The organism is Pedobacter sp. WC2501 (genome assembly GCF_052682415.1).
On the sequence record NZ_JBQZFI010000001.1, the window covers coordinates 4,721,886 to 4,747,628 of the forward strand.

The following is a 25,743-nucleotide window of genomic DNA, read 5'->3' on the forward strand; positions in this document are numbered from 1 at the left end:
TTCAATCATTCAATCATTCAAAATTCATTCATTTCTAGTATGGATCTACATCTATCTGTGTAAAAACGCCTTTAAATTCTTTGGTGGCATTAAATTGGGTCAGGGTCTCCCTCAATGCATCTTTAACCTTTTGAATAGCTGTATGCTTATCGGCTTTGATAATGATCTGTTTGATATAAAGATTCCGTACACGGCTTACTAAAGGTTGCTCCGGACCTAAAACACGTTTACCAAATTTTCCTTTAAGGATGTTAGCCAGCGTGAATGCCGCGTGATCTAGTATATGAGAATCTTTATGTTTTACATACAGGAATATCATTCTGGAAAAAGGCGGATACAGGAATTTCTCGCGTTCAACGATTTCGTCGTTGTACATGCCTTCGTAATCATTGTTTACCACTTGTTTGATAATCCGGTTTTCTGCGTCGTAAGTCTGGATACAAACATTTCCTTGGTCGGCTCTTCTACCTGCCCTACCCGCAACCTGTGCCAACAGCTGGAAGCTCCTTTCGTAAGCACGGAAATCGGGATAACCTAAAAGTGTATCGGCATTAATTACCCCAATAAGGTTAAGGTTGTCGAAATCCAATCCTTTGGCCACCATCTGTGTACCAATTAAAATATCAGTTTTCTTCTCTTGAAAGTCGTTTAAGATCTGTTGGAGCCCATTTTTTGTACGCGTACTATCCATATCCAGCCGGGCAATGGTCACTTCCGGATAAAGTAATCTGAGTTCTTCTTCAATACGCTCGGTACCAAAACCTTTTTGCTCTACATGTACCGAACCACAAGCCGGACAAATATTTACACTACTTTGCTGATAACCACAATAGTGACAATGTAATTTCCCACTGCTTTTATGATAGGTTAAACTTACATCGCAGTTTACACATTTTGGGGTATAACCACAGGTTGCACAGATTAAAATGGTGGCATAGCCCCTCCTGTTCTGGAATAACACAATCTGCTCTTTTTTAGAAAGTGCCAGGTCGATATCTTTGATCAACACGCTCGAAAAATACGAACTCATCGTTTTTTTCTTTGTTTCTTCAGAGATACTCACTACCTGTTGGTTTGGCAATTGAACACCACCAAAACGTTCTTTCATCTCTACAAGTCCGTATTTACCCTGTAAGGCATTATAATAACTCTCTAAGGATGGCGTAGCCGAACCTAAAATCACTTTTGCCTGGTGCAGGTATCCTAAATAAATGGCTGCATCCCTGGCCTGATAACGTGGTGCCGGATCGTATTGTTTATATGAAGGTTCATGCTCTTCATCAACCACAATTAGTTTTAAATCCTGAAAGGGAAGAAAAACAGCTGAACGTGCACCTAAGATTACTTTATATGCACCTGTTCTAACCTTATTCCAGATTTCTACCCTTTCGCTATTGTTGAATTTAGAATGGTACACGCCGATCGAATTACCAAAATAACGTTTAATCCGCTCTACAATCTGTGTGGTTAAGGCAATTTCGGGCAACAGGAACAATACCTGTCCATCTGTATTCTGGATAATTTTTTCAATCAGTTTAATATAAACCTGTGTTTTTCCTGATGCAGTGACACCATGCAGCAAAACCACCTCTTTCTCTTCAAAATGCTGGTTAATTTGGCTCAATGCCTTCTGCTGACCTTCGTTCAGTTCAAAATTAACGCTAAACTCTTCATCGTGAGCGGCCAGGCGACTAACCGGCCTTTTCATTACCACAAAAATATCTTTGTCGGTTAAAGCCTTTAATGCTGCTGGCCCACAATTGCTTTCCTCTAAAAGCTGTTCTTTGGAGATAGGGAGATTTGATTTTTGTAATTTCAGGTAAGCCAGTAAAGCGTCTAATTGTTTAGGCGCCCTATCCAAAACATTAAAAAGCTGTTTCAGATTTTCTTCATCGCTATAAAAATCATTTAAAATGATGAACGATTTAAGCAAAGGTTTATATTTCTGCACCACCTCTTCTGCCACCAGCACCAGTTCTTTATCCAACAGATGATTGATGATCGGGTACACCGTTTTCTGTCCTAGTAGCTTAGAAACATCATTAACTGTAAGTTTCTGTTGCTGTTTCAGTGCATTGATGATGATTTCTTCCTTATCGGTAAGCGCAGTATCTTCGTTATAATCTTCCCGAAGGATCAATATGGTTTCGCTGGCCAATTTTAAACTTGCAGGTAACGCAGCCGCCATTACATCACCTTCATTGCACATATAATAATTGGTCATCCATGTCCAGAATTTAAGCTGCATGGGTGTAATTACAGGTTCGGCATCTACAACATCAATAATATATTTCGCCTCATACGCCACTGGTGGTAACGTGCTGGTCCCACTAATTAAAGCCGTATAAATTTTATGCTTTCCAAATTGTACCACCACCCGTTTTCCAACAGCAATCTGGTCGTTTAAATCAAAAGGTACCCGATAAGTATAGTTTTTCGCCAAAGATAATGGCAAAATAACTTCCACAAAAAGTGTTTCTCTTTCTGAAAAAATATCGTTTTCGAAAGTATTCATTATTTATCTTTAAATGCCGCAAAAAAGAGCATTATCCATCCCAATACAAATAAAAGCCCGCCAATTGGTGTAATTGGCCCAATAAATTCAGTAAATCCTAAATGCGATATGCTTCGGGTAGCCAATAAATATAACGATCCTGAAAAAAGGATGATTCCAAATGTGAAGCAGAAATAAGCAATATTAATGAGTTTGTTCCGATAACGGGCAAAGGTAGAAAGGTACAATAGTGCAAATGTATGATAGAACTGGTAATCAACACCTTTTTGCCAGATTTCTAATGATGGCCCATCAATTAGGGCCTTTAGGCCATGGGCACCGAATGCACCCAGTAAAACAGCAACAGCACCAAAAAAAGAAGCAGTAAGGATTATTCGTTTATTCATAGTTAATTGCTAGTAGCAATCGCTAAATTAATAAATTGGCAAAGAACTTCTCACTAATCAATGTAATAAATTAAATTTGTTGCACAGCAGATGAAAAAAATCGTAATTCTAACAAGTGCATTATTTTTAGGTGTAGCCTTTATGGCCTACCTCTATTTTTCGAAATTGGGAATTGATAATGAGGCGAAAGACCTGGCGCTGCAATCGGCAACCAATAATGCCGCTTTGGTGTTTTCTTTTCAAAACGATAAAGGTTTTTACAATATCATTGAAGGGCAACAGCTTATCCAACAGGTTTTAGGCAAGGATAAAATGAACCTGTTAAAACAACTGAAAGCAAACATTATCGACGATAACCTGCTCAACAGATACCTGAAAGATCAACAGGTTTATATTAGTGTACTACCCGACTCAAATAAAACGCTGAACTTTTTAATCACCGTGCAGATACAACGTGATAATGACATCAAAAAACTCTACGAACAGTTAAAATTCAAAAAAGCGATCAGCGAAAATGCTAAAGACCTGTACACGGTGAAGCTCAATGACAGCTTATCGGTTTATTTAGGTATCCATAACCAGGTATTAACTGCATCAACATCACTCAAACTGATCAATGATGCCAATGTACGTTTAACAGAAAATCCATTTACCGAATACATTAAGGAAAATAACCGTCAAATTAAAAATGTGCTCAGCCATGTTTATATTAATTTTAATCAGGCCCCCTTATTGCTCAAAAATATTATTGCCGGCAACATTAATGGAGAGATTTCAATTTTTAACCAACAGAACAGTTTCGCTATACTCAATTACAATTTCAGTAAAGAGAAAATTCTTTTCAGCGGGAGTACCGAATTAAAAGATCAGCATAATTATCTTAAATTATTCGAAAACACCGCCGTACAAAATACATCTATCCAAAATATCCTGCCTGATAATACCGCAAATTATGCACTTTATGCTTATGATGATTATGGTAAATGGCTCAAAAAACTGAATAACTGGCAGGAACAGACGAAAATACTTTCAAAAACCAATGCCGCTATAAAAAAAGTAAAGGATGATTACAGAACAGATTTAAATTTGATATTTACTACTTATACCAAAAATCAGTTTATTCTTTTTCAGTTGAGCACCAGCGAAAAACTAGGCGCAATTTCATTATCAAATGGTGAAAAAGTAAAACAGTTATTGCTTGATGTAAGTGCAGATTATAACGAAGACATTAAAGTGTTTAAATCGGCCGATATCTTATACAGTTATTTTGGTGAGCCTTTTAAAAAATTTGCGCGGCCTTATTATGCCATTATAGATAATAATTTAGTTGTAGCCAATAATGCGAGCACCTTACAATCATTTTTAAATGATTATAAAAACAACAGGCTTTTAATACAAACGCCACAATATTTAGATGCAGCGAACCAGATCTCTACCACGTCGAATATCAGCTATTATATCAACACCAAAAATTCTGCAGATATTTTCAGACACAACATTCAACTGAATTTCTACAAACATTTACGGGCCGATAGTGGTTTAAAAAATTTCGATACCTTTTGCTACCAAATGAGTTCAGATAAAAACAAGTTCATTACTAACTTGCTTTTAAACAAATATATACAACCAGAAATACCAGATTCATTAAGTAACCGTTAATAAGGAAACCATCCCAGGAAACTATTTTATATGAAGAAACTTTTACTTACGTTACTGGCAATAGCCAGCTTCGGGATTGCAAATGCACAACAATATGCGCTTTTTGGCACGAAAACCATGTTCGATGCATTCGAAAATCCATCTCAGAAATCTTTCACCTTAGATTCATCACGAAGATTTTCTTCTAATTTCTTCTTACCTTATTTTGGAACAAATGCCATTAATATGGGAAGCTCCAGGCTGGCTATAAGGAAATTAACGCAGACAGGTGTTTTTGATACAAGAAGTTTACCGATTGGTACTGGAGAAGTGAATCATTTTTTCGAAAACAGTAATATCTATGTTGCAGCATTCAGGCTTTTCAAATCTTATAAATATCAAAAAGAGATGGGGTTTTCGTGGCAGATCAGATCTGATGCACATATCAATTATACCAACGAAACTTTGGCTATTTTTGATTCGTTCGAACGTTTCACACCAGATAAGCAATATACAGGCATATTCGATACAAAAGGTTACGAACAAAGTTACCATCAGTTCAGCTTTACCTATCGCGAAAACTGGAATAAAAGGCTCGCATTTGGATTAAAAGCAAGTGTATTGAGCGGAATACTTTATAACAAATTAGATGTTTCTGATTCTTATTTATACATCGATCCCGAATCAGATGCGCTGTTAATTGGTTTGAAAGGAACTTATTCAGCTAATTTCTCTGATTTTAACGAGGTGGATAAGAAAAACTTCTTCCCAAATTTTAAAAACCCTGGTTTATCATTAGGTTTTGGAGCAAATTATACCACGAAAAAGGGTTTGTTTTTAATGGCTAACGTTAAAGATTTAGGTTTTATCTGGTGGCGTAGCAATACTCAGCGTACGACGATAAATCAATCGAAAATTATTGAGAATATAGAAAACAACCAGTCGAATACGAATCAGGAAATAAAAGACCTTTTCCTCCTTTCAGAGCAACCCAAAAAGTTTTTGGCGCCAACCAATGCTAAACTGGATGTTTACCTATCTAAACGTTATGGTTTTTACAAACCCGCATTGGCCGTTTCAAAAAACCTGTTTTACAAAGGCGGGGATATCGCTTTTGTAAACACCTTTATTGTTAACGATCTTTCAGGAAGCATTACCCCATTATATAATTTGAATGGTGTTTTTATGGTTGGGCTGCAAGGGAAATACCAGACGCCGAACTTTGAGGTGTTTATGGGTACTGATAATTTTGTGGCTACAGGCTACCAAGCTTATGGACTAATTAAAAAAGATGCTTATGTAGGCAGCGGACCTAATGGCGCCTCTTTTTACATGGGCGTAGGCATTAAATTTGGAAACGTGGTTAACCACCCTCAATTTGCCGATGTGATACCAGGTATTAATGACAAAAGTGATAGTGACAGTTTCTTTAAAAGCCTGTTTTCGATCTTTAAAAGAAAATAAGCTTAACCTTGTGCTAGTTGCTTTTTTTTAGATTGGGTAACTACAAAATCTTTAAGGTAAAAGGGTTCGAAATAAGCTACGTCTTCAAAATTACTATTGCCGAAAGCTTCGTTAGCTAAACGCGACATATATGTTGCAGAATTGAAGTTGGCTCCATCGAATTTTGCATTTTGATATGTTAAAATTTCAGCACACTTGGCTGCGCCATCACCAATAAGAGTAAGCGTTTCCTGTGTGAGATAATCGGCAAAACTTGTTTCATCAATAATTTTAGCTTCAGTTGGCATCATTACGTTTAATGACAGGTCGAAAATTGAGGTGTACACTTCCATTCTACGGGCATCAATCATCGGGCAAATTAAACCAGAATAATCCGGGTTCTCCGCTAAGTAACCGGCAGCCATCATTTCTAATGTTTCAATTGCAATCAGGGGTTTATCTAAGGCATAACAAAGTCCTTTAGCAGTAGAAACGCCAATTCTCAATCCGGTATAAGATCCAGGGCCTTTACTTACGGCAATGGCATCCAATTCCTGATAGCTTAGTCCTGCAGTTTTAACTACCTCATCAATAAACAAGGTTAAATTTGCTGCGTGCAGGTTTTGTCCTTGCTCTTCTTTAAATGAAATTGTTTTGCCGTTAACAGATAATGCCACAGAACAGATTGCCGTAGCGGTTTCTATTTGAAGTATTTTAGCCATGAGGCAAAGATAAGTAAAAATGGAAGATGTAAGAGGGATTATGGAAACTGCTAGTCCGCAGTCTTTAGTCCGAAGTCTATAGTCAATTATCGCTTGCGTAGGATCATCCTGAGGGATGATTTTTTGTATAAAAATCTTATGAATAACAGAAATTTTGACTAATGAAAGGCTTCGAGAGATCGTCATTCCCAACTCGTATTCTATCGGATCGAAATGACGTCCACATTAACCAATAATCAAATGGTTAATGAATCAATAACCAGTCAGGGGTGGTAACAAATGAACTAATGACTAATGAACCAGTGAACGCTCCTATGGAACCGGATCGTGCCCATGTTTACCCCAGGGATGACAACGGCCAATACGTTTCAGCGCCAGCCAGCCACCTTTAAACGGGCCATGTTTTTTAATGGCCTCTATCCCATACTGGGAGCAGGTTGGTGTAAAGCGGCAGTTTGCGCCAAGCATAGGTGAAATGGCGTATTGATAAATTTTGATCAAACCTAAAAAAAACCATCCAAAAATTTTATTGATGAATTTCATTGGGCTGGATTAAATTTTGGAAACGCTTAAAGGTAGCAATCAGTTTTTTCTCGATAAAAGCAAATTCATACTTATCTTTCCCTACAAACTGGATGGAAAACAAAAGTAATCCCCGATCCGTAGGTAAGGGCATATATAATTTATCTTGTTTATTTAGGCGATAAGCTTCGCGTATACGGCGCTTGAGCAGATTGCGGTCTACTGCCCGTTTATATCTTCTTTTAGGAACATTGATCACCACCTGTGCTTGTACATTAGCAAGTGCATCAACAAAAAGATAAGAAATCCGAAAAGGATATAATAAAAAAGAAGAACCGTTTTTAAACAACAGGTCTAAATGTTTCCTGCTGCATAACCGTTCTTCTTTTCTGAATGTGTACATATATTTTGATTGATAATTGCAGATTTTGATCTGCCGATTCCGAATTAACGGAAAAGCAATCAAAAATTATGCTTTATGCTTGCGTTCGTCAGAAACTGTTAATCTTTTTCTTCCTTTAGCACGACGTGATGCTAATACTCGTCTGCCGTTAGCTGTTGCCATTCTTTCGCGGAAGCCGTGTTTGTTTCTTCTCTTTCTTTGCGAAGGTTGGTATGTTCTTTTCATGACTGTATATTATCTATTGTAAAATTAAGAGGTGCAAATATAAAGCGATTTCTCTACAAATGCAAGAGTGATTAATTATTATTTTTTCTATTTAAATGCAAATGTAGAAAATCTTTTGAAAAATGAGGTTATTGGACCATTTATAAATATCTATTCTTCACAAAACGTTCTTACGGAACGGAATATCCAATTTAATGTGATAGAAAGAAATTACCTGCTAATCTAATCTTTAAGCAGTAACCTACACCATTTATTAACATAGGATTAATAAATTATTAAGTATAATACTTTAATAATACCTTTAAGCCTAACCAAACCTTCAGGATTTCTTCAGAATTGAAAACTACCTTCGCCAAATTACTTAATACCTGGCAAGTAAAATTCAAGCTTTGGATCCATCAATTAATTATGAGCATTAAAGAAAAAATAAATAGGGTACAACGCCATAGGTTTGGACCAGTCTTTTTAGTTATCGCACTATTGTGTAGCATTTCATTGATTACCAGAGTGGCCCTGTTAATTTATAGTGCATCTGCTGTTGATTGGTCGATCTTGAATCTCCTTAAAATTTTAATTATTGGATTATTTTACGACCTTGCTGCTGCGTCTTTTGCGGTAATTCCCATTGTAATTTACCTATGGTTGCTCCCATCAAAATGGTACGTCAGCAAATTCAACAGGATATTATTATTCATCTACTTTTTCTTTGTTGTTTTCACCCTTATCTTCAATGCCATTTCAGAATGGTTCTTTTGGGAAGAGTTTTCGGTCCGTTACAACTTTATAGCGGTCGATTATCTGGTGTACACCACAGAAGTTATTGGAAATATCCGCCAATCGTACCCAATAAACAGCATTATGGTAGGCTTGGTTATAGTAACCTTGTTAATTATTTTCTTCTTAAGAAAGTCCATCACCATATCTACCACCAATACAATTGGTTTTGGTAAACGCACCAAAATTGCTTTGGTTCTTTTGTGCCTGCCAGTGTTTACTTATTTTGGTGTAAGCCATAAATTAAAATACCTGAGCAAAAACCAATATGTAAATGAGCTTTCGGGCAACGGCATGTACGATTTCGGATTTGCTTTCTGGAATAATCAACTGGACTATAATACTTTTTATAAAACGCTTCCGATCAAAGATGCAGAAACCATTTTAAGCCATTTGCTTCAACAGGATACTATTAACAAAGGAGTATTTAAAAATACGTCCAGAACCATCAGTAACGCTGGTACTGACAACAAAATGAATGTGGTACTGATCAGCGTAGAGAGTTTAAGCGCTGAATTTCTGGGTGCATTTGGTAATACACAGCATATTACACCCCAACTCGACTCCCTCGCCAAACAAGGTCTGCTTTTCAATAACCTGTATGCCTCGGGAACGCGTACAGTACGTGGTTTAGAAGCACTGTCGCTTTGTATCCCACCTACACCAGGCCAATCCATTGTAAAACGTCCTGATAATAAAAACCTGTTTACTTTGGGGAGCGTATTTCGGTCTAAAGGCTACAACAGCAGGTTTATTTATGGTGGTTATGGGTATTTCGATAATATGAACGAGTTTTTTTCTAATAATGGTTATCAGGTAACGGACAGAAGTGCACTTCAGGATTCAGAAATTCATTATTCGAATATCTGGGGTGTAGCCGATGAAGATTTATTTACGCTTTCGTTACGGGAACTGGATAAAGATTATAAAGACAAGAAACCCTTCTTTGCACAGATTATGACGGTTTCGAACCACCGTCCATATACTTACCCCGAAGGGAGGATTGATATTCCCTCGCACACAGGCAGAGAAGGTGCGGTTAAATATACTGACTACGCTATCGGCAAGTTTATTCGCGAAGCAAAACAGAAACCATGGTTTTCGAATACCTTGTTTGTTATTGTTGCTGATCACTGTGCTTCGAGTGCTGGTAAAGTACAGCTACCAGTAGATAAATATCATATTCCAATGATTTTTTATAGCCCGGGGCACATCGCACCAGGCAAATTCGGGAAACTTACCGCACAGATTGATATCGGCCCAACTATTCTCGGTTACCTGAATTTCAGTTACAACAGTAAGTTTTTTGGTCAGGATGTGTTTAAAATGAAAGATAGTGATGAAAGAGCTTTTATAAGCACTTACCAGAGTTTGGGTTACATTAAAAACAGTACCTTGGTTATTCTCGACCCGAATAAAAAAGCAGCTACATATAAGCCCGATTTCACTACTGGAAACGCCATAGCCATACCAGCAGACCAGAAGTTGATTAACGAAGCCATATCAAATTATCAAATGGCATCGTACCTTTATCAAAATCGTTTGTACGGATTTGAGTCTAAAAAGAAACCCTGATAAATTTTACCATGAGCATAAATATTGGGTTGCTGATCTGGAAAGAGATAAAGGCAAATCGATGAGTAGAGAACAACTTGCCGGGCAAATAAGCGTAGAGCATATTTCATTCAAGCATCTCTCCAAATCTCATAACATTCGAACTGAGGAGCCAACCCCGTTGTGTAAAATTGACAGCTATTTGTGGGCTTTTTAGAAGTAGATAAAAGTGATGTACCAACACACTCGCTTTTATCTTGACGAGTGATCCCATCGATTAACTGCCGCTCCTTCCCTTTTCATCAGCATCACCGCGGCGTCGTTCTTCGGTCTGTCGGATCTTTGTATTGCCAAATCGCCAATTGAAACCCAGGGAAACACGGCAGCTCTCGAAAGTACCGAAATCAGTATACTGTAAACTACCGAAGTTAACGCTTGTATATTGACGCTGAGTTTTAAAGATATCACTGATACCGATCCGTAGTGAAGCCTGATCATTGAAAAGTTTACGTCTGATACTTGCGCTGGCATTGGCGCTGCTTGGTTGCTGATAGATCCGGTTTTGCGAAGCAGAAGTATATCGACCGCTTAACTGGAACTGGTATTTGCTAAACAGGCTAACTGCTGGAGAACTGGTAGCGCCATTTGCCCTGGTCAAGTTTGCCCTGAAACAATTCTCCAGAAAAGTAATCGTTGCCGATAATCATTCCTGATGTGATAATACTTTAAGACCAAATATGTTTAACCATAATCTTTAAGCTTCCTCTCACCAACATGTACCAGCTCTAGACCAATACTGTTACGATGAATAAGACTAGATATGAGTAAAGTGATTATTTACCGGGTGAAATGCATCTTTTAAGTAATAAATACCAAATGATAACCTTCAGTGTGAATTTAAACGCATGTCCATGTCGCTGAAGGTTATTTTATTATTTTATTTTAATGGTAGTCATTAATTGGCAAACGAACTTTCGGCATCAAAGCGAGATAATCGTTTGCAGTATCCCTATAGCCCATAGAAAGAATAACTGAAGCGTGCAGGTTCTTTTCTGACAACCCCAAAACATCATTAAAGAGCTGTGGAATGAAATCCTCCATAGGGGTTGCATCTACTTTAAGTTCAACAGCTGCAAATTTAGATTGGTGTAACCATTAATTTGGTTATCCCTTTTTTTAGAACCAAAACGCATGAAATTCCTTGTCAAAAGTGATCAGCCAAGAAGAACCCAAACAGAATCCGTCATTGCAAAATGAGCCTCACTCCCCTCCCCTTAAGGTTTTTAACCACAAATGCACGCAATCGATGTCCAGCTTATTTTCGGCAGTAACTAAAGACTTTGATTTGATGATTATCTTTTGAAAAAATCTTGTTTTTATATAACTTATACCAAATTTAGAAAGTGAACACTTACAAACACGCCATAGACAACCTTTTCCCTGATAATGACGAACAGCGGGTTGCAGCATTGAGGAGGTACCAAGTTTTTAACGATGAACCTGAACCGGTATTCGATAGAATTTGCGAACTAGCCTGTAATATGTTTAATGTTTCGATTGCTCACATTTCATTCCTTGATGAGGAGAATGAGCTGGTTAAATCCAGTATGGGGCTTGGTGAACAGGTTATCAAAGTTGACCGGTCGATTAGCCTTTGTGCCATCACGGTATTAAATGGCAGCTCGACAGTTATTCCCAATGCCCTGTTGGATGAAAGGCTTGCAGGACACCCTTATGTTTACGGAGAATTCGGGCTTAGGGCTTATGCCGGCGCGCCTATCTTAAGTAACGATGGCTATATCGTCGGAACGATGTGCCTGGTTAGCCGTGTGGTACGCGATTTTACAGGGCATGAGGTAAGTCTGCTAGAAGGATTGGCGAGAATTGTTAATGAGCAACTGGAACTTAGGCTGGAAAACCTGGAATACAATAATCAGCAAAAGTCTATCCAGGATAGGCTCATTGCCAGCGAAGCCCGCCTGCGTTGTATTTTAGATACAATGGCCGATGGAGTATGCATTGTTAATGAAAACGGGACCACCACCTACATCAACCAGATGGCCGAGCAGATTTTCGGCGTAAACCTGTTGCAAATGCAAAGCCGATCATATAACGACTCACTTTGGATAAATCTTCGCCTTGACGGATCGGCGCTCCCCATAGATGAGCACCCCATGTACACCATGCTTAAAACGGGTGCCCCGGTTTACGATCGGGAAATTGGCGTTGCCAGACCTGGAAAGAATACTTTTTACATCTCGGTTAACGCCGTACCTTTGTTCAGCGACCAGAATGAACTTTCCGGAGGAGTCTGCACCTTTATTGATGTGACCGCCAGGCGGAAACTCATGAAGGAAAAAGATGATTTCATCAGTATCGCCAGCCATGAACTGAAAACACCTATTACAAGTCTGGGCGCATCGCTCCAGTTAATGAAAAAAATGAAAGATAATCTTGCTTCGCCAATCCTCCCCAAGCTTATTGAGCAGGCAAATAAAAGCATGGAGCGGCTCAATAGTCTCGTCGGAAGTCTGCTCGACGTGAACAATATCAATATTGGAGCACTAAGACTGAACAAAAAGGCTTTCATTATTTATGAAATGATTGATGAATGCTGCCAGCAGTTGCGGCTAGCTGGCGAGTATCGGCTGAAGATAACAGGCGATTGCAGTTTGCGGATGTATGCTGACCAGGAAAGGATAAGCCAGGTGGTGGTTAACCTTATCAATAATGCTGTTAAATATGCACCAGAGTCCAGGGTTATCAAAATCAATATTTCTATCCAGGATGGAATGGCAAAGATTTCCGTGGAAGACCAGGGAAGGGGCATCGACATTGAAAAGATACCACATCTTTTTGACCGGTATTACCGCGCAGATTACAAAAGCCTTCACTATTCTGGCCTGGGACTGGGCTTATACATCAGTGCAGACATTATACGAAGACATGGGGGCGAGATTGGTGTAGACTCGGTACCGGGTCAGGGAGCCTGCTTTTGGTTCACTGCTCCTTTATCCGATCAATAAAAAGATTCGTTACCCTTTAAACAGCGATGCTATTTTTTCAGTGAGCTTGTAGATATCGAAGGGTTTGGCGATAAAATGCTTTTCGCCGGGCCAGTTAGAGACTTCAGCAACATTGGTATGGGCGCTCATGATTAAAACAGGAATGTGTGCGGTTGCCGGGTCGTTAGCTAATGAAGCCCTAACCTCGAGTCCATTGCCATCGGGTAACATAATATCAAGCAAGTAAAGATCTGGTACCCCGTCTGCTTTCCCTGCATTAAATTTGCTGACATCGGCGAAGCAGGTTACCTGGTGACCTTCCATTTCGAGCACCATTTGAACAATTTCGCTAATATCCTTATCATCCTCCAGGACGTATATTCTTTTTGCCATACGGTCAATCACTATTTTGCTTTAGCCGGGCGGTTCTAAAAGACGCCATTTCATGGTTATAAAAATATAATTATAATTCAAACTGACCAAACTAAAATAATTTGAAATAACGGAATATGAATACCCGCTACGCTGATCTAATGTTGCTGTTTCAGAAAGCTGGAAGTTCATTGCTATAGGCAGCAGGTACATCAAACCGCCTTAAGCAGTATTTGGACTCTTGGGTCACGAAACAACCTTTCATCCGCAGTATAGGCAATGGCTATTTTAATGCCCCATTTTCCTCTGAGGAAATTGGGCTTGTTTTTATAGGATGGTGAGTAATCTCCGTTGTACCAAGGTATAATATCGATTTTTATATGATCAATTGACCCCTATTATTTCAAAGTAGGCATCATCATTCTTTTTGACTATTAGATCCAAGTGCTCTTCAAAGTCCACCAGGTTGTGCACCTCACCTTTTAGAAATGTGTTGAATATCTCCAGGTCAGCGGTTGGGCTTATTATGACTTCGAGTATTTCGCTGCTTTTCCATTCGGTTTGGATGATTTCACCATAAGCGCCCTGGAGCAGTGAAGGAAAGCCTTTCTGGAAAATGCTTCGGAAAGTGCTGCTGCAATGTCATAAAGATACTCCTGTAGCGCCTGGTCTTCAGTCGTCCATTGCAGAGGGGCAGGTAATTGTATGGATCAGACTCAAAGCTAGCGACCAATTTACCCTGTTGAAATACCTTACCTTGCAGCTTTCTCCATTCTGGTGCAGGTATTCGCCAACCTCAAAATGATGGGTCTTTTTATCCCAACTTATACTGATCTGATAGTTTTCCATAGTATTTGTTGTTGAGTGTGTTAGCGAAATTGCTGTTTTACCTGGTTTCGAAAACCATTTTGCACTAGTCACGGTTAGCATAATACTAGCTTATAATTTGTTATGGAAAATACGATCGACAAAGAAGAAAATCTCGAACTGGAAAAATTCATTGTTGCGCAAGAGCAGGATTACGCAACGGCGCTAAACGAAATCAGCAGAGGCAGAAAGCAATCGCATTGGATGTGGTACATATTTCCACAGATCCAGGGGCTTGGATTTTCCGATACCGCAAAACACTATGCTATCCGCGATCTTAAACAGGCAGCTGATTATTTAGCTCATCCGGTGCTTGGAACCAGGTTAATAGAGATTTCGAAAAGACTATTAACCCACACGGAGCTTAGTGCAAAGGAGATTTTTGGCAGTCCCGATGATTTGAAACTACGCTCATGCATGAGCTTGTTTGCTGCCGTACGGAATGCGCCTTTTGTGTTTCAGCAGGTGCTGGATCAATTTTTTTCGGGTGAAAAAGATTCAAAAACACAACGGATTCTGGAGCTACAGGCTTATGGTTGACGGCCGCTGGCATTTCTATACTGCATTATTTCGTAAAAATTTTGGGTATCTGTGGCAGGCCGCACCATTGCGCTATACCATTATACTTTCCTGCTAAATCCCTAAAGGTATCCTAACCATATTCTACGGCTTTAGTCGTTTTATGAAGCGTTGTATTTTTATACGCAGGCTAACATGACCAGTCTTAAAGTTTAATGATGATGCCCCACATCGAATGTGGCTGCAATACTTCCTTCCGGGCAGGAACAGTCAGGACGCATTTGCTGCGCAAAGGCTACAGACAGGCTTAGCGTAAAAGCGATGAAAAATACAAAATGTTTCATATGTTTCTAACGAATCTGTAATGCAAATATTATTCTATTTGATTCAATATATCTTGGATATGCTTTTATCAAAGTGAGTAATTTATAAAGACAGTTCAAACTCCCTTGAAAATCTTAACAACGATTTCGCACACGCTAACTCACTCGTTAATACGCTCTTTACTTAGATTGAAATATATGGATGATGATTTTGCTAAGCGGCAAAGCTGGTTGATAGACAAAGAACTTCCCCGTGTTAGAATTGTTTCACGCTATCGCATAAGTGGAAACCAAAACTAATAATTTTTACAAAAAACAAGACTTTTCCATTCAACGTTTACACGCTACTTTGCTTAACTTGACACCCTCAACATGGCTAAGTATCAAAATACTCAAAAAGGCACAGAAAACAGCTGGATAATGTCGGTATCTGCATCGCTTAAGTGACAGCCCCTTTATAAAATTAACTTTTCCTCACGCACCAAGTTGTCATGCTTCGCATGTTTTGGACATTTGTAGTTTTGATCGGTTCGTGAAGTTTTCCGGATAGTTTCTTGGTCAAACTAAGCAGCATCTCCTGATTAACAAGAAAGCGTTCTGATTCATCAGGAAGTATGTACCTACCATTCCCAATAAACCTTACCAACGACTCGATACCAATATCTGAAGCCAGACGGCAAAAAAGATACCCTCCTGGTTTAATAACCCTCCACATCGAATTCAACATAGCTTCAAAATGCTCAAGGTTCTCTGCAAAATGCAGAACTGCGATACTGATCACCAGATCAAATTTCCCATCCTCAAAGGGCAGTTCTTCTATAGGCGATATCAAAAATTTATCCATATTGCTCTTTTTTGAAAAATTAGCAGCTAAATCTTGAATTTGATAAATTGCATGAGGATCGCTGTCAATACCAAATACATCAAGCCCTTGTCTTAGAAAGTAGTTGATGTTCCTTCCTGTACCACATCCTGCATCGAGGATCACCTTACAATCCGAATATGTATCCTTTAACAGCTGGTCCAATAAATAGATATCAATATTCCCGTAAATTTCCTGAATACGCTCGCCCATATCATAAATAAAACAACAAAGATAATGACTGCACTTTAAGATCAAAATAATAAGAACGGATCAAAAACATTAGCATTTGTTATTCAGAAAGCTATTCATTGCCTTCAGATCCACTCTGGCCTATAGGGCTATCCGATACTTATGATTTACCATTATCATCAATGGCCTTTTCATCATACTTTGCTAACCGATTTTGATTCCGATACTGATTTGAATTCCTCGTAAGATTCTATACATTAAAGATAACGGATTGCTTCCCATTGAGATAACCATACTGCACGGTAAATTATTAACAAAATACACGTGGAGATTGAAAGCTATCCATCGACTTCAACTTATGCAGATAGAATTTTATAAACATATAATCAAAACAAAGACGTGAACAAAAAAGCATGATAAATCAAGAGTAAATTTGGGGAATTTCAGTTTATTAATGGCTAAACAATCAGGTTAGAGAGATTGTTAAATGAAGAAAACATTTGATACTATGAGCGACAATAAGCGTAAACAGGATGGCAGGGAAGATTCCAAAGTCGATCTCAATGATGCCAGCGAAGTAGCTTATGCTGCGAAACAGGCAGGGGTCACTCCGGCAAAGTACAAAGAACTGGCAAATGCTTCGGGCAGCACTTCCAGAGAAAAGGTAGCTGGATACATCAAAAAAAACAGCTAATCCTGACAGTAAAGCGGGCCCTGATTAGATTAAAACAGGACCGAAGATCCGGCCTGTTTTTTTAGTTCATCTTTTAGTCCACTTTTGGATTGCCAATTTTAAATATCAAAAGAATTTGGCCATTTAACTTATAACTAGAGAACAAAAAAACAAAAATGCAGGAAAACAAGAATATGATTAGGGTAAGAGGCGCACGTGAGCACAATCTCAAAGATATTGACATCGATATACCAAGGGATAACCTTGTGGTATTTACCGGTGTCTCCGGCTCCGGCAAATCTTCACTTGCATTCGGAACTTTATACGCCGAAGCCCAGCGGCGTTATTTGGAATCAGTTTCCCCATACGCCCGCAGACTGTTCAATCAGATGAATGTTCCGGAGGTAGATTCAATAGAAGGCCTACCACCAGCCATTGCCCTCCAACAGCAGAGGGGCGGAACCAGCACCCGTTCATCTGTGGGAAGTGTTACTACCCTATCTAACCTGTTGCGCATGCTCTATTCAAGAGCCGGACATTATCCGAAAGGACAGTCGATCATTTATGCAGAAGGTTTTTCGCCCAATACACCACAAGGTGCATGTCCGGAATGCCATGGCTTGGGAAGTGTATTTGAAGTTACGGAGAAAACCATGGTTCCGGATGACAGTCTGACCATCCGTGAACGAGCAGTGGCCTCCTGGCCATTGGCGTGGCAGGGGCAGAACCAGCGGGACATATTGGTTTCGATGGGTTTCAATGTAGATATTCCCTGGAAGCAATTACCGAAGGATCAGCGGGACTGGATCCTTTTTACCAATGAGACGCCAACTGTTCCGGTTTATCCGGGCTATTCTCCAGAAGAAACCGCAAAAGCTATAAAAAACAAGAAAACTCCTGATTACATGGGAACTTTCATTGGAGCCAAACCTTATGTACTCAAAACATTCAGTTCAAGTCAGTCCGAGCTGATGAAAAAAAGAGTAAGCCAGTTTATGGTCAGCAGTAAATGCCCCGAATGCAATGGGAAGCGGCTCCATAAAGAATCCTTATCTGTTAGTTTTGACGGTAAAGATATTGCTGAAATCTCACGGCTCCCCATTTCTCAACTTTCTGACATTTTTAAAAAATACGCACAAGCTAAAGGGATGGAATCAGAACAGCAGATCGTTACTCAACGGATTTCTAAGGATATCCTTTCCAGAATAGAAGTGATGTTGGAACTGGGGCTGGGCTACCTCAGTCTGGAACGCACAACGCCCACTCTGTCCCCGGGAGAACTTCAGCGTTTAAGATTGGCTACCCAAGTATATTCAAACCTTTTCGGTGTTGTTTATGTCCTTGATGAGCCTTCCGCAGGGCTCCATCCGGCCGACACTCAGGCGCTGCTTGGAATATTGGACAGATTAAAAGAGGCAGGAAATTCAATCTTTGTTATCGAGCATGAAATAGAGGTCATCCGGCATGCGGACTGGATTGTTGACGTAGGGCCGGAAGCTGGCGAAAAAGGTGGATATATCCTATACAGTGGTCTTCCAGAGGGCTTAAAAAAAATCAAAGGCTCACTCACCTCAGCCTTTCTTTTCGGTAAAGCCGGAAAAACCCACCATGCTGAGAGAAAACCCGCAGGCCAACTCGTTATTACTGGAATTTCCCGGCACAATTTGAACAATATAAATGTCGAATTTCCAATTGGTGTGATGACCTGCGTGACGGGAATTTCAGGCTCGGGAAAGAGCAGTCTGGTAAGCCAGGTACTTGTTCAACTCATCTCGGATGCACTTGGCCAAAAAACGGACTCCGTTTCTGATCTGCCACTAGACGCCCCGGATATGCATATAAACTCAGCGATTAGGGGAAAAATTTGCTCGGGCCTGGATCATATCACCAGGCTGGTGGTGGTCGATCAGAAAGCTATCGGAAGGACACCAAGATCAAACCTTTCCACCTACACCGGATTATTCGACCACGTGCGCAAACGCTTTGCAGATACCCCGCTCGCAAAGAAAAGGAAATATGATGCCGGACGCTTTTCCTTCAACGTAGCAAAAGGCCGCTGCCCAAACTGTCAGGGAGAAGGCTTTGTCATGGTTGAATTACTGTTTTTACCCAGTGTTTACACACCATGTCCAGTCTGCAAGGGCAGCCGGTACAATCCCCAAACCCTGGAAATAACCTACAAAGGGCACAACATCGCCCAAGTGCTGGAAATGACAGTAGAACAGGCATGCAACTTTTTTGACGAAGATCCGGTAATTTATAGGGCGCTGGATATTGTCCGCGAAGTCGGACTTGGCTACTTAAGACTTGGGCAATCTGCAACCGAACTCTCCGGGGGTGAGGCCCAGCGTATCAAGCTGGCAACCGAACTGCAGAAAAGCCAGAAAGGATCCTCACTCTATATACTGGATGAACCCACAACAGGCCTGCATCCTTCGGATGTGGAAAGACTGTTGATTCAGCTTAATAAGCTCGCAGATTCGGGTAATACCGTAATTGTTGTTGAACACGATATGCAGGTAATCGCCGAGAGTGACTGGATAATAGATATCGGACCTGGTGCGGGAGAGAGTGGAGGAAAAATTTTGTATTCAGGAAATGTGGGTGGTCTGTTAAAATGTAAGGAAAGTAAAACAGCCCCGTTTTTAGCACGTTATCTGAAAGATGCAAAGCAATAAAATTGCACAAAATTAAAAACAAACAGCAATTTATCTCTACATTACCTTTATCCGGTATGTAAAAATGCTAAGGATTATTAGTGCAATGGAAATGATTAAATACTGAATATAACCGAGATTGGATATCCCAATATATCGGCATTCAGCAATAATTTCCACCAATTGACAAACATGCGATCTACCGAATTTAAGGCGGTGTCTTTATAAATAAAGAAACTAACGGCAACACTTCTTCGAATCAATCAATAAAAGCAGACTATATGATGATCCGTTAAGGTAATAGATCTAAACCAAAATGTTTTTCACTTACATTTAACCATGAAAATAACCTTATATATTGTTGATTATGAATAATATAACATCGATTATACTTCTGAGCTAAGTAAGAAAACACCGCCTTTTAGAACTATTCGCCTGGAAAAGACTAAAGGAAGTTTACTCGATATGATCAGACGGCCCATCCACTAATTTTCATGCTGATTGTACTCCGAGGTAAGCCAGCGTTCACAGCCGCAGCGTTTGCACATACCCAGGGGTAGCCCCGAATGCTGACGTGTAAAACCGCACCTGGTACAGCTGTAATGTACCTTATCCTCAGCTATGGTGCCGGACTCAGCAAACAGAGAACAATCGATCATTTCTTCCGGCACTGTGCTCAAGCCCGGCCGGATCTGCTTAGGTGGTAAAAATAACACCGAGATTATCCCCGAGGTTTCAAAAATTGCTTTATTAATCTGACCCAAATGATCGACCTGGCTTGTTCTCAATGACCGCAGTAAATCTTCATGTGATAGTTCATTCTTTTCCAGCAGTTCCAGATTGATCAAACCCTGATCCACCAGACAATCAGGCTGTCCCTCCATGACATTTTCCAGCTTCTTATTTCTGTTGATTACCTTCTCCATGCCGATCTGGAGCAGCGCCACCGTGGTAATAACCACCAAGCCGTGGATAACTGGGATATCCACACCCATCATCGGATCTCCGACCGCCGAGCCAAAACTAATGATGATCGCCAGCTCCAGGGTCGAAAGCTGCCCCATTCCCCGCTTACCTAAAATCCTTAGCAAAAAGATGGTGTACGCATACATCATGACCGTACGGAATAAAATTTCCAGCAGAAAAGCATAGGGTGCGTCCCCGAAAAAAATACGATGAAAGTCATACCTTCTGCAACGGCCACCACCGTTTATTTGATATCCTTTGCCCAAAGTATGCCGAATAAAAAAACGAAACCCCCTAAATGAACCATTTAGAGGGTTTTTGATACAGTTTGTATCTGTTTTTGTCGGGATGGCAGGAAGCGAAACACTTCCATAACTACCTATACAACAATAACTTAGAACACTCAATTTTTAGATGGTTACGATTTGGGTAACTGTTTCTTTTATCGCTTTTCACTCCAGATTTTGTTTAATTTTTATCTTGATAACTAACCGAAAATCCGTTTTTGTTACTGCAAGTTACATAGAAATAATGAAATTATTAAAGAAAGAATGCGGAGGCAGCGAGACTTTGGGATAGTAGCGAAAGTAAAGTAGGCCTCCCATCCAAGTCTGTAAATTTGGGAGCTATTGAGGGGGGATGCTAGATATCAAAGATGACAGCTATTTATTAGACGGAACAATCACACTATAATGGGATTTTGTTTTCAAATGAATATCTCGAATTGTATTAATTTCCTTCCTTTCACTATAAGGAGTAACCAACCATTGTTGAGTTCAGGGAATATGAACAAGGCTCTGTCTTTACTTAACCAGTTTATCAAGATAAACACCATTGCCTCTTAAGTACCAAGGCCTCTATGTCCTCATATTTATAGTACATAAGTCCACCGACCTTAGAATACCTTACAATACCCCTTCGTCTGTAGCTGCTTAAAGTTCCCTTTGAGATGGAGAGTAGACCACAGACTTCATAACTTTTCAGCCATTCTTTTTTAAAAGGTGCTTTTACGCCAGAAAACCGGTTCCTTCTTAACTCCTCAAAAATATCTTCTTTGAGCTGCTTTATATCTTCTTTTGTAACGATTTCAGAAATATCCATGTTGTTGATGATAAGATTGTACAATAATTATTTATCGCAAAGCGCATATTTTAATCTGAAATTTATTATATATTAATACCAGTCTATCAAATGGTTATACCATTCATATACTATTTCACTTAAAATAAGCGTTCATTTTGCTCCCCAAATGTATCACAACAAAGAAAAGCAGAAAACTTTTGAGCCAAAATAGCTCTAATTGATCCGAATATGAGCTAATTGTGAGCCCTGAATAAGGGACAAATGGAAGAACTATCAAAGGCTCTTTGTTAAATTATTTATTTAGTTAAGTGAAGTATTATGTTGAATAAGAACCTTAAATAGTAGTATTTAATTTAAGTTCCTATATTTTTTCTAAGGGTCAGATTCAGCCTTAGCCCTACAGGCTTGAATTTTTGCAATCCGGCAGATCGGAAACAGAGGCTTTATGATAAAAAGACCCTATCATGCTCATTCACCGTGCTCTTGTAATGGGTGTAACCAAGCCGGCTACATCTTTCCGCCACCAGATACTCGATATCTGCAGGGACATCGTTTATGATCAGGTAACGGATCTTGTATTTCTGGTTGTAAGCTAGGTTGATGATAAGGCAATGTGCAGTGGATCTTCTTCCGTGAAGACAGGCAAGATGGAAATCCTGCAGTTCTTTTGCCGCTGTCAGCAATCTGTTGTTTATGATCTTGGCCAGCGCCGGCTCCTGTCTGAATTCTGCATCTAAAATAGCAACTGCCATAACCTTCATTAGGTAAAACTACCATCTTCAGCACCACTTGCAAACCTCCTACAGGTAAGTCACTGGAACGAGAAACATTTTATTTATGCACAATCCGGCAGCATTTTCCTCTATAATAGATCCCCGTTCTGCACCCCTTGTTTCTTCTCCTCACCCGGCACCTTATACTGCCTGGTAGCTCAAGAATATATCAAACAGCTATTGTTTACAGTATAGGCACTAATTCCAATTGTCAATATTAGCAACTAAACCGCGCACATCCTCCTTCCCAGTTCAAGTGCAGCCAGAATAGCACTGGACTTTGCAAGGCCAATCCCCTTAAATCTGGTAAGCGTTTTATGATTCAGACCGCCCAACAAATCAAGCCTGCCCCCAACCGCTTTTAAAATATTTTTCGCTATATCCACCGCGCTCACGTCTATTCGCCCAGAACCGATCAGCATCGCCACTAGCTCCGCATCACTCATCAGTTCCGCTCCGAGTGAAACAAATTTTTCCCTGGGCCTTAGCGCTACATCCCATGATTTAATCCCGCGATGGCAACTGGCTCTCTTAATACAGGCCATATCCGCGATACCATAATTATCTTGATGCAGGTATGCCGCTGAATGGAACAGGGACGACATTGCGGAAATAAGAAAATGAAAATCTTCCTCAAAGACCACAACACTTGAACGTTTATAGTTACCATTTTTTTGCTGATCGCTTCTGGTAATGCACAGATACCGGTTATCATTTACCGCTCTTTTAAAATCAAGGAAGTAATTTTTCTTCCCGGACGAAAAGTTTTCGGTTGCAAGATTAATATTTTCCATGTTCATCATTTTAAATTTAGACAAAATTGGTAATTTGATTCCAAGCTAATCGGTTGTATATTAGCGTATCCGATCCAATCGGATAAAAAACGGATAGAAAAACCCTGATAATTATTCGAGATGCAACAACTCAGAGAAACCCAACGGCTCTGCAGTTACAAATACTGCGGCAATACATTCGAGGGAAGAAGCGATAAAATCTTTTGCAGCGACCAGTGCCGCAACAGGGCTCGGCGTGATCAGTTAAAGACCGAAAAATGGAATGCACCCCTTTTCTTAAATAAAATAATAGACATCCTGCAGAACAACCATAAAATATTAAAGGCACAGTATGGTGAAAACAGGGAACCAAAGGTTGTCAGCGAATTCTTGTTAAGGGACAACGGTTTCAATTTTGAGTTTCAGACCAGGATTCTCATTACATCGAAAGGCATATATAAATTTTGCTTTGATTATGGCTGGCTTGAGCTTGAGAATGGCAAAATACTTATAGTCCACAATGACAAGATGGTCGTTCTTTGATTTACCGGATTTCAAAACGTGTACTTTCCATTCACCTTAAGAATAAAACTGACCTACTTTAAAAATAAACATCAGTTTAAAGAAAATTTTAAGCTTACTAGGTTAAACTTCACTATTTTATAGTACTGCCTCTTCCGGGGTTAGTTTTTTACGCTTGCATTTCCATTATCTTTTCCCATGATGAGTTAATGTTCATTTTTCCATTTGCTAAAAAATCTAGGGCATGCCTGAACAGGGGGCCAAAGCCCCCTTTCCTTGGAAACGTGCTCACCAACTATCTGCCAAGTCCTTTTTTCTCTTCCATTTCAATGTACTTTTCCTTTATTAAAGGCTCAGGTCGGTTTATTGCTTTACGATTAATCTGACTTAAGTTCCTGTCATAAAAATCAATAGTTTTAAAATGTGGGTTAGCTGTTACAAAACCATTTACCTCTTTGCCGCTTTTAACGAAAGATACGGCATGAAGATTACCCTGTTCGAGACTTCTTAGAAACTGATCCATTGATCCGGCAGTTTCAATGCCAAGGATTGCAAACTTATCAATTACATTGACAAGATTGAAACCATGTTTACCACCATAATATTTAACATTAAAACCTTTGTCCGGATCCCATTCTGTGAGGTCTAACTTTAACCAGACCCTTTCTCTTTCGTTATTTTTGAACACAACAAGCTTATTGACCGCACGACCGGAAAGCAGATTAAAACTTTCTTTCCCTGTTATCCCCAGACCATTTTTTACAGGAAATACATGACTGATCAAACTAACCACATTGTCCGGCATAAGTGTAGCACGATACCTATCTAACAGGTATCTCTGCCCTTCCTTATTTTTCAGAAAGTATAGTTCGTAATGAACTGCATCTGCAAATTCCGGCCTATTATCCCCATATTCTGCCTGAACATTCATACTTAATTTCAATTTGAATTCAGAAAGCCTATTTTCAATGCACTCCCTTAACTGTGTATTTAAGAATGTTCCAAATCCTAAATATTTAAGACAATCATAAAGGGGGCCTAAGTTATCTTCTATCATAACCCGCAGATTTATTTAAAAATTAATTATTTTACAAATGAAATTGATGGGGGACCTAAGTCCCCTATCAGTGTTCAATGGTAGGTAATTCAAATTATCTACCTCTCCCCTTTTTTGCTTCCACCGAAGCCTCCTCCACCACAGCTTCTTTTATTTCATTTGATTGCGTCGCTTTCGCAAAAGCTTCTCTTAAATCTACCGCTTTACTATAAACCTGGCTTAAATCTTTATCATAAAAGTCCAGCGTTTTAAACTGTGGGTTAGCAGCAACAAAACCGGCTGCTTCTTTTCCATTCTTCATAAACGATACCTCATGAAGATTTCCACGTTCAAGACTTTTAAGTAACTGATCCCTAAAACCAGGCTTCTCCATATCCAGTATATTAAATTTATCTACTGTTTGCTTAAGGTTAAAACCGTAATTTTCGCTATAAGAATTCACAGCATAGCCTTTCCCTGGAGTGTGTTCGGAGAAATCCAGCTTAAGCCAAAGATTGGCTTTTTCTCCACTTTTAAGTACGACATCCTTGTTTACAGCACGGCCTGACAGCAGGTTATAACTTTCTTTGGCGGTAACCCCTTTCCCTTTATTAACATAAAAGGTCTGCGAAATAAAATCCTTCGTATCTGCTTTTTTCAATGTAGCCTCATAACTATTAAAAAAATACATGTCAGTTTCCTTACTTTTTGAAAAACTAAGTAAGTATGAAATCTTGTCTCCAAATCCCTGCTCATATCTTTTAGCCGGATCTGACATCTCCTTAGTGGGAGACTGGATTTTAAAGCCTTCCGGGCTATGTGCAATTGACTCCTTTAAATCTGCGTTCAGGGAATCTCCAAAGCCTAAGTACTTTAATGTACTCTGTAAGTACTCTAAATTATTCTCATTCATAATTTGAAAAATTAAGGTTAACATT

General features: G+C 39.5%; 23 protein-coding genes. 7 read left to right on the top strand and 16 right to left on the bottom strand.

Features of this window, described 5'->3' with window-relative positions:
• Nucleotides 1–34: 34 nt before the first annotated feature.
• Complete coding sequence (gene priA, locus ACUN24_RS19895) at nt 35–2,515, bottom strand: replication restart helicase PriA (protein WP_445564082.1); 2,481 nt, start codon at nt 2,513–2,515, stop codon at nt 35–37.
• Complete coding sequence (locus ACUN24_RS19900; protein ID WP_029279875.1) at nt 2,515–2,901, bottom strand: DUF423 domain-containing protein; 387 nt, start codon at nt 2,899–2,901, stop codon at nt 2,515–2,517. The genes priA and ACUN24_RS19900 overlap by 1 nt, the downstream gene beginning before the upstream one ends.
• Nucleotides 2,902–2,991: 90 nt before the next feature.
• Between ACUN24_RS19900 and ACUN24_RS19905 the strand changes: the two genes are divergently transcribed.
• Both ACUN24_RS19905 and ACUN24_RS19910 read left to right on the top strand, forming a co-directional pair.
• A complete protein-coding gene (locus tag ACUN24_RS19905; RefSeq protein WP_445564083.1) occupies nt 2,992–4,560 on the top strand; it encodes a hypothetical protein in 1,569 nt (522 codons plus the stop codon).
• 30 nt (nt 4,561–4,590) lie between these two features.
• Nucleotides 4,591–6,003 (top strand): DUF5723 family protein, encoded by a 1,413-nt coding sequence (locus ACUN24_RS19910; RefSeq protein ID WP_445564084.1) that lies wholly within the window; start codon nt 4,591–4,593, stop codon nt 6,001–6,003.
• A 2-nt stretch (nt 6,004–6,005) separates the two neighbouring features.
• Here the strand turns inward: ACUN24_RS19910 and tsaB are convergent, their stop codons facing one another.
• The 4 genes from tsaB to rpmH form a co-directional block, all read right to left on the bottom strand.
• A complete protein-coding gene (gene tsaB / locus ACUN24_RS19915) occupies nt 6,006–6,704 on the bottom strand; it encodes a tRNA (adenosine(37)-N6)-threonylcarbamoyltransferase complex dimerization subunit type 1 TsaB (protein ID WP_445564085.1) in 699 nt (232 codons plus the stop codon).
• 312 nt (nt 6,705–7,016) lie between these two features.
• Nucleotides 7,017–7,247, bottom strand: coding sequence for a membrane protein insertion efficiency factor YidD (yidD, locus tag ACUN24_RS19920; protein WP_025142648.1), 231 nt, complete (start codon nt 7,245–7,247; stop codon nt 7,017–7,019).
• Nucleotides 7,231–7,629, bottom strand: coding sequence for a ribonuclease P protein component (locus ACUN24_RS19925; RefSeq protein WP_445564086.1), 399 nt, complete (start codon nt 7,627–7,629; stop codon nt 7,231–7,233). The genes yidD and ACUN24_RS19925 overlap by 17 nt, the downstream gene beginning before the upstream one ends.
• 66 nt (nt 7,630–7,695) lie before the next feature.
• Nucleotides 7,696–7,854: a 50S ribosomal protein L34 gene (gene rpmH, locus ACUN24_RS19930; RefSeq protein WP_010601723.1), complete on the bottom strand. Its 159-nt coding sequence runs from the start codon at nt 7,852–7,854 to the stop codon at nt 7,696–7,698.
• 408 nt (nt 7,855–8,262) lie between these two features.
• Here rpmH and ACUN24_RS19935 point away from each other — a divergent pair, with 408 nt between their 5' ends.
• Nucleotides 8,263–10,203, top strand: a complete 1,941-nt coding sequence (locus ACUN24_RS19935; RefSeq protein ID WP_445564087.1) for an LTA synthase family protein — start codon at nt 8,263–8,265, stop codon at nt 10,201–10,203.
• A gap of 256 nt (nt 10,204–10,459) precedes the next feature.
• Here the strand turns inward: ACUN24_RS19935 and ACUN24_RS19940 are convergent, their stop codons facing one another.
• Nucleotides 10,460–10,840, bottom strand: coding sequence for an outer membrane beta-barrel protein (locus ACUN24_RS19940; protein ID WP_445564088.1), 381 nt, complete (start codon nt 10,838–10,840; stop codon nt 10,460–10,462).
• A gap of 745 nt (nt 10,841–11,585) precedes the next feature.
• Between ACUN24_RS19940 and ACUN24_RS19945 the strand changes: the two genes are divergently transcribed.
• Complete coding sequence (locus ACUN24_RS19945; RefSeq protein WP_445564089.1) at nt 11,586–13,208, top strand: ATP-binding protein; 1,623 nt, start codon at nt 11,586–11,588, stop codon at nt 13,206–13,208.
• A 9-nt stretch (nt 13,209–13,217) separates the two neighbouring features.
• On the opposite strand, the gene ACUN24_RS19950 is transcribed toward ACUN24_RS19945, so the two are convergent.
• Nucleotides 13,218–13,580, bottom strand: a complete 363-nt coding sequence (locus tag ACUN24_RS19950) for a response regulator transcription factor (protein WP_445564090.1) — start codon at nt 13,578–13,580, stop codon at nt 13,218–13,220.
• A gap of 651 nt (nt 13,581–14,231) precedes the next feature.
• Nucleotides 14,232–14,480, bottom strand: coding sequence for a hypothetical protein (locus tag ACUN24_RS19955; protein WP_445564091.1), 249 nt, complete (start codon nt 14,478–14,480; stop codon nt 14,232–14,234).
• Between the two features lie 30 nt (nt 14,481–14,510).
• Here ACUN24_RS19955 and ACUN24_RS19960 point away from each other — a divergent pair, with 30 nt between their 5' ends.
• Nucleotides 14,511–14,966 (top strand): DUF1810 domain-containing protein, encoded by a 456-nt coding sequence (locus ACUN24_RS19960; RefSeq protein WP_445564092.1) that lies wholly within the window; start codon nt 14,511–14,513, stop codon nt 14,964–14,966.
• Between the two features lie 765 nt (nt 14,967–15,731).
• On the opposite strand, the gene ACUN24_RS19965 is transcribed toward ACUN24_RS19960, so the two are convergent.
• Nucleotides 15,732–16,343, bottom strand: coding sequence for a class I SAM-dependent methyltransferase (locus ACUN24_RS19965; protein WP_445564093.1), 612 nt, complete (start codon nt 16,341–16,343; stop codon nt 15,732–15,734).
• A gap of 466 nt (nt 16,344–16,809) precedes the next feature.
• On the opposite strand from ACUN24_RS19965, the gene ACUN24_RS19970 reads away from it, so the two are divergent.
• Nucleotides 16,810–17,016, top strand: a complete 207-nt coding sequence (locus ACUN24_RS19970; RefSeq protein WP_445564094.1) for a DUF3606 domain-containing protein — start codon at nt 16,810–16,812, stop codon at nt 17,014–17,016.
• A 155-nt stretch (nt 17,017–17,171) separates the two neighbouring features.
• Nucleotides 17,172–19,673, top strand: coding sequence for an excinuclease ABC subunit UvrA (gene uvrA / locus ACUN24_RS19975; RefSeq protein ID WP_445564095.1), 2,502 nt, complete (start codon nt 17,172–17,174; stop codon nt 19,671–19,673).
• A gap of 464 nt (nt 19,674–20,137) precedes the next feature.
• Here uvrA and ACUN24_RS19980 read toward each other — a convergent pair whose 3' ends face one another.
• The 6 genes from ACUN24_RS19980 to ACUN24_RS20005 form a co-directional block, all read right to left on the bottom strand.
• A complete protein-coding gene (locus ACUN24_RS19980; RefSeq protein ID WP_445564096.1) occupies nt 20,138–20,884 on the bottom strand; it encodes a DUF421 domain-containing protein in 747 nt (248 codons plus the stop codon).
• 553 nt (nt 20,885–21,437) lie between these two features.
• Complete coding sequence (locus ACUN24_RS19985) at nt 21,438–21,719, bottom strand: helix-turn-helix domain-containing protein (RefSeq protein ID WP_445564097.1); 282 nt, start codon at nt 21,717–21,719, stop codon at nt 21,438–21,440.
• 425 nt (nt 21,720–22,144) lie between these two features.
• Nucleotides 22,145–22,453, bottom strand: a complete 309-nt coding sequence (locus ACUN24_RS19990) for a hypothetical protein (protein WP_445564098.1) — start codon at nt 22,451–22,453, stop codon at nt 22,145–22,147.
• A 245-nt stretch (nt 22,454–22,698) separates the two neighbouring features.
• Nucleotides 22,699–23,268, bottom strand: a complete 570-nt coding sequence (locus tag ACUN24_RS19995) for a UPF0758 domain-containing protein (protein ID WP_445564099.1) — start codon at nt 23,266–23,268, stop codon at nt 22,699–22,701.
• 796 nt (nt 23,269–24,064) lie between these two features.
• Nucleotides 24,065–24,826 (bottom strand): hypothetical protein, encoded by a 762-nt coding sequence (locus tag ACUN24_RS20000; RefSeq protein ID WP_445564100.1) that lies wholly within the window; start codon nt 24,824–24,826, stop codon nt 24,065–24,067.
• Nucleotides 24,827–24,920: 94 nt separating this feature from the next.
• Entirely contained in the window at nt 24,921–25,718 is a 798-nt protein-coding gene (locus ACUN24_RS20005; protein ID WP_445564101.1) for a hypothetical protein, read from the bottom strand.
• Nucleotides 25,719–25,743: the final 25 nt, after the last annotated feature.

Excerpts from the sequence above, each read along its gene's own strand:
- priA (WP_445564082.1), bottom strand. The coding sequence starts at position 2,515 with ATGAATACTTTCGAAAACGATATTTTTTCAGAAAGAGAAACACTTTTT.
- ACUN24_RS19900 (WP_029279875.1), bottom strand. The coding sequence starts at position 2,901 with ATGAATAAACGAATAATCCTTACTGCTTCTTTTTTTGGTGCTGTTGCT.
- ACUN24_RS19905 (WP_445564083.1), top strand. The coding sequence starts at position 2,992 with ATGAAAAAAATCGTAATTCTAACAAGTGCATTATTTTTAGGTGTAGCC.
- ACUN24_RS19910 (WP_445564084.1), top strand. The coding sequence starts at position 4,591 with ATGAAGAAACTTTTACTTACGTTACTGGCAATAGCCAGCTTCGGGATT.
- tsaB (WP_445564085.1), bottom strand. The coding sequence starts at position 6,704 with ATGGCTAAAATACTTCAAATAGAAACCGCTACGGCAATCTGTTCTGTG.
- yidD (WP_025142648.1), bottom strand. The coding sequence starts at position 7,247 with ATGAAATTCATCAATAAAATTTTTGGATGGTTTTTTTTAGGTTTGATC.
- ACUN24_RS19925 (WP_445564086.1), bottom strand. The coding sequence starts at position 7,629 with ATGTACACATTCAGAAAAGAAGAACGGTTATGCAGCAGGAAACATTTA.
- rpmH (WP_010601723.1), bottom strand. The coding sequence starts at position 7,854 with ATGAAAAGAACATACCAACCTTCGCAAAGAAAGAGAAGAAACAAACAC.
- ACUN24_RS19935 (WP_445564087.1), top strand. The coding sequence starts at position 8,263 with ATGAGCATTAAAGAAAAAATAAATAGGGTACAACGCCATAGGTTTGGA.
- ACUN24_RS19950 (WP_445564090.1), bottom strand. The coding sequence starts at position 13,580 with ATGGCAAAAAGAATATACGTCCTGGAGGATGATAAGGATATTAGCGAA.
- ACUN24_RS19960 (WP_445564092.1), top strand. The coding sequence starts at position 14,511 with ATGGAAAATACGATCGACAAAGAAGAAAATCTCGAACTGGAAAAATTC.
- ACUN24_RS19965 (WP_445564093.1), bottom strand. The coding sequence starts at position 16,343 with ATGGGCGAGCGTATTCAGGAAATTTACGGGAATATTGATATCTATTTA.
- ACUN24_RS19970 (WP_445564094.1), top strand. The coding sequence starts at position 16,810 with ATGAAGAAAACATTTGATACTATGAGCGACAATAAGCGTAAACAGGAT.
- uvrA (WP_445564095.1), top strand. The coding sequence starts at position 17,172 with ATGCAGGAAAACAAGAATATGATTAGGGTAAGAGGCGCACGTGAGCAC.
- ACUN24_RS19985 (WP_445564097.1), bottom strand. The coding sequence starts at position 21,719 with ATGGATATTTCTGAAATCGTTACAAAAGAAGATATAAAGCAGCTCAAA.
- ACUN24_RS19990 (WP_445564098.1), bottom strand. The coding sequence starts at position 22,453 with ATGGCAGTTGCTATTTTAGATGCAGAATTCAGACAGGAGCCGGCGCTG.
- ACUN24_RS19995 (WP_445564099.1), bottom strand. The coding sequence starts at position 23,268 with ATGGAAAATATTAATCTTGCAACCGAAAACTTTTCGTCCGGGAAGAAA.
- ACUN24_RS20000 (WP_445564100.1), bottom strand. The coding sequence starts at position 24,826 with ATGATAGAAGATAACTTAGGCCCCCTTTATGATTGTCTTAAATATTTA.
- ACUN24_RS20005 (WP_445564101.1), bottom strand. The coding sequence starts at position 25,718 with ATGAATGAGAATAATTTAGAGTACTTACAGAGTACATTAAAGTACTTA.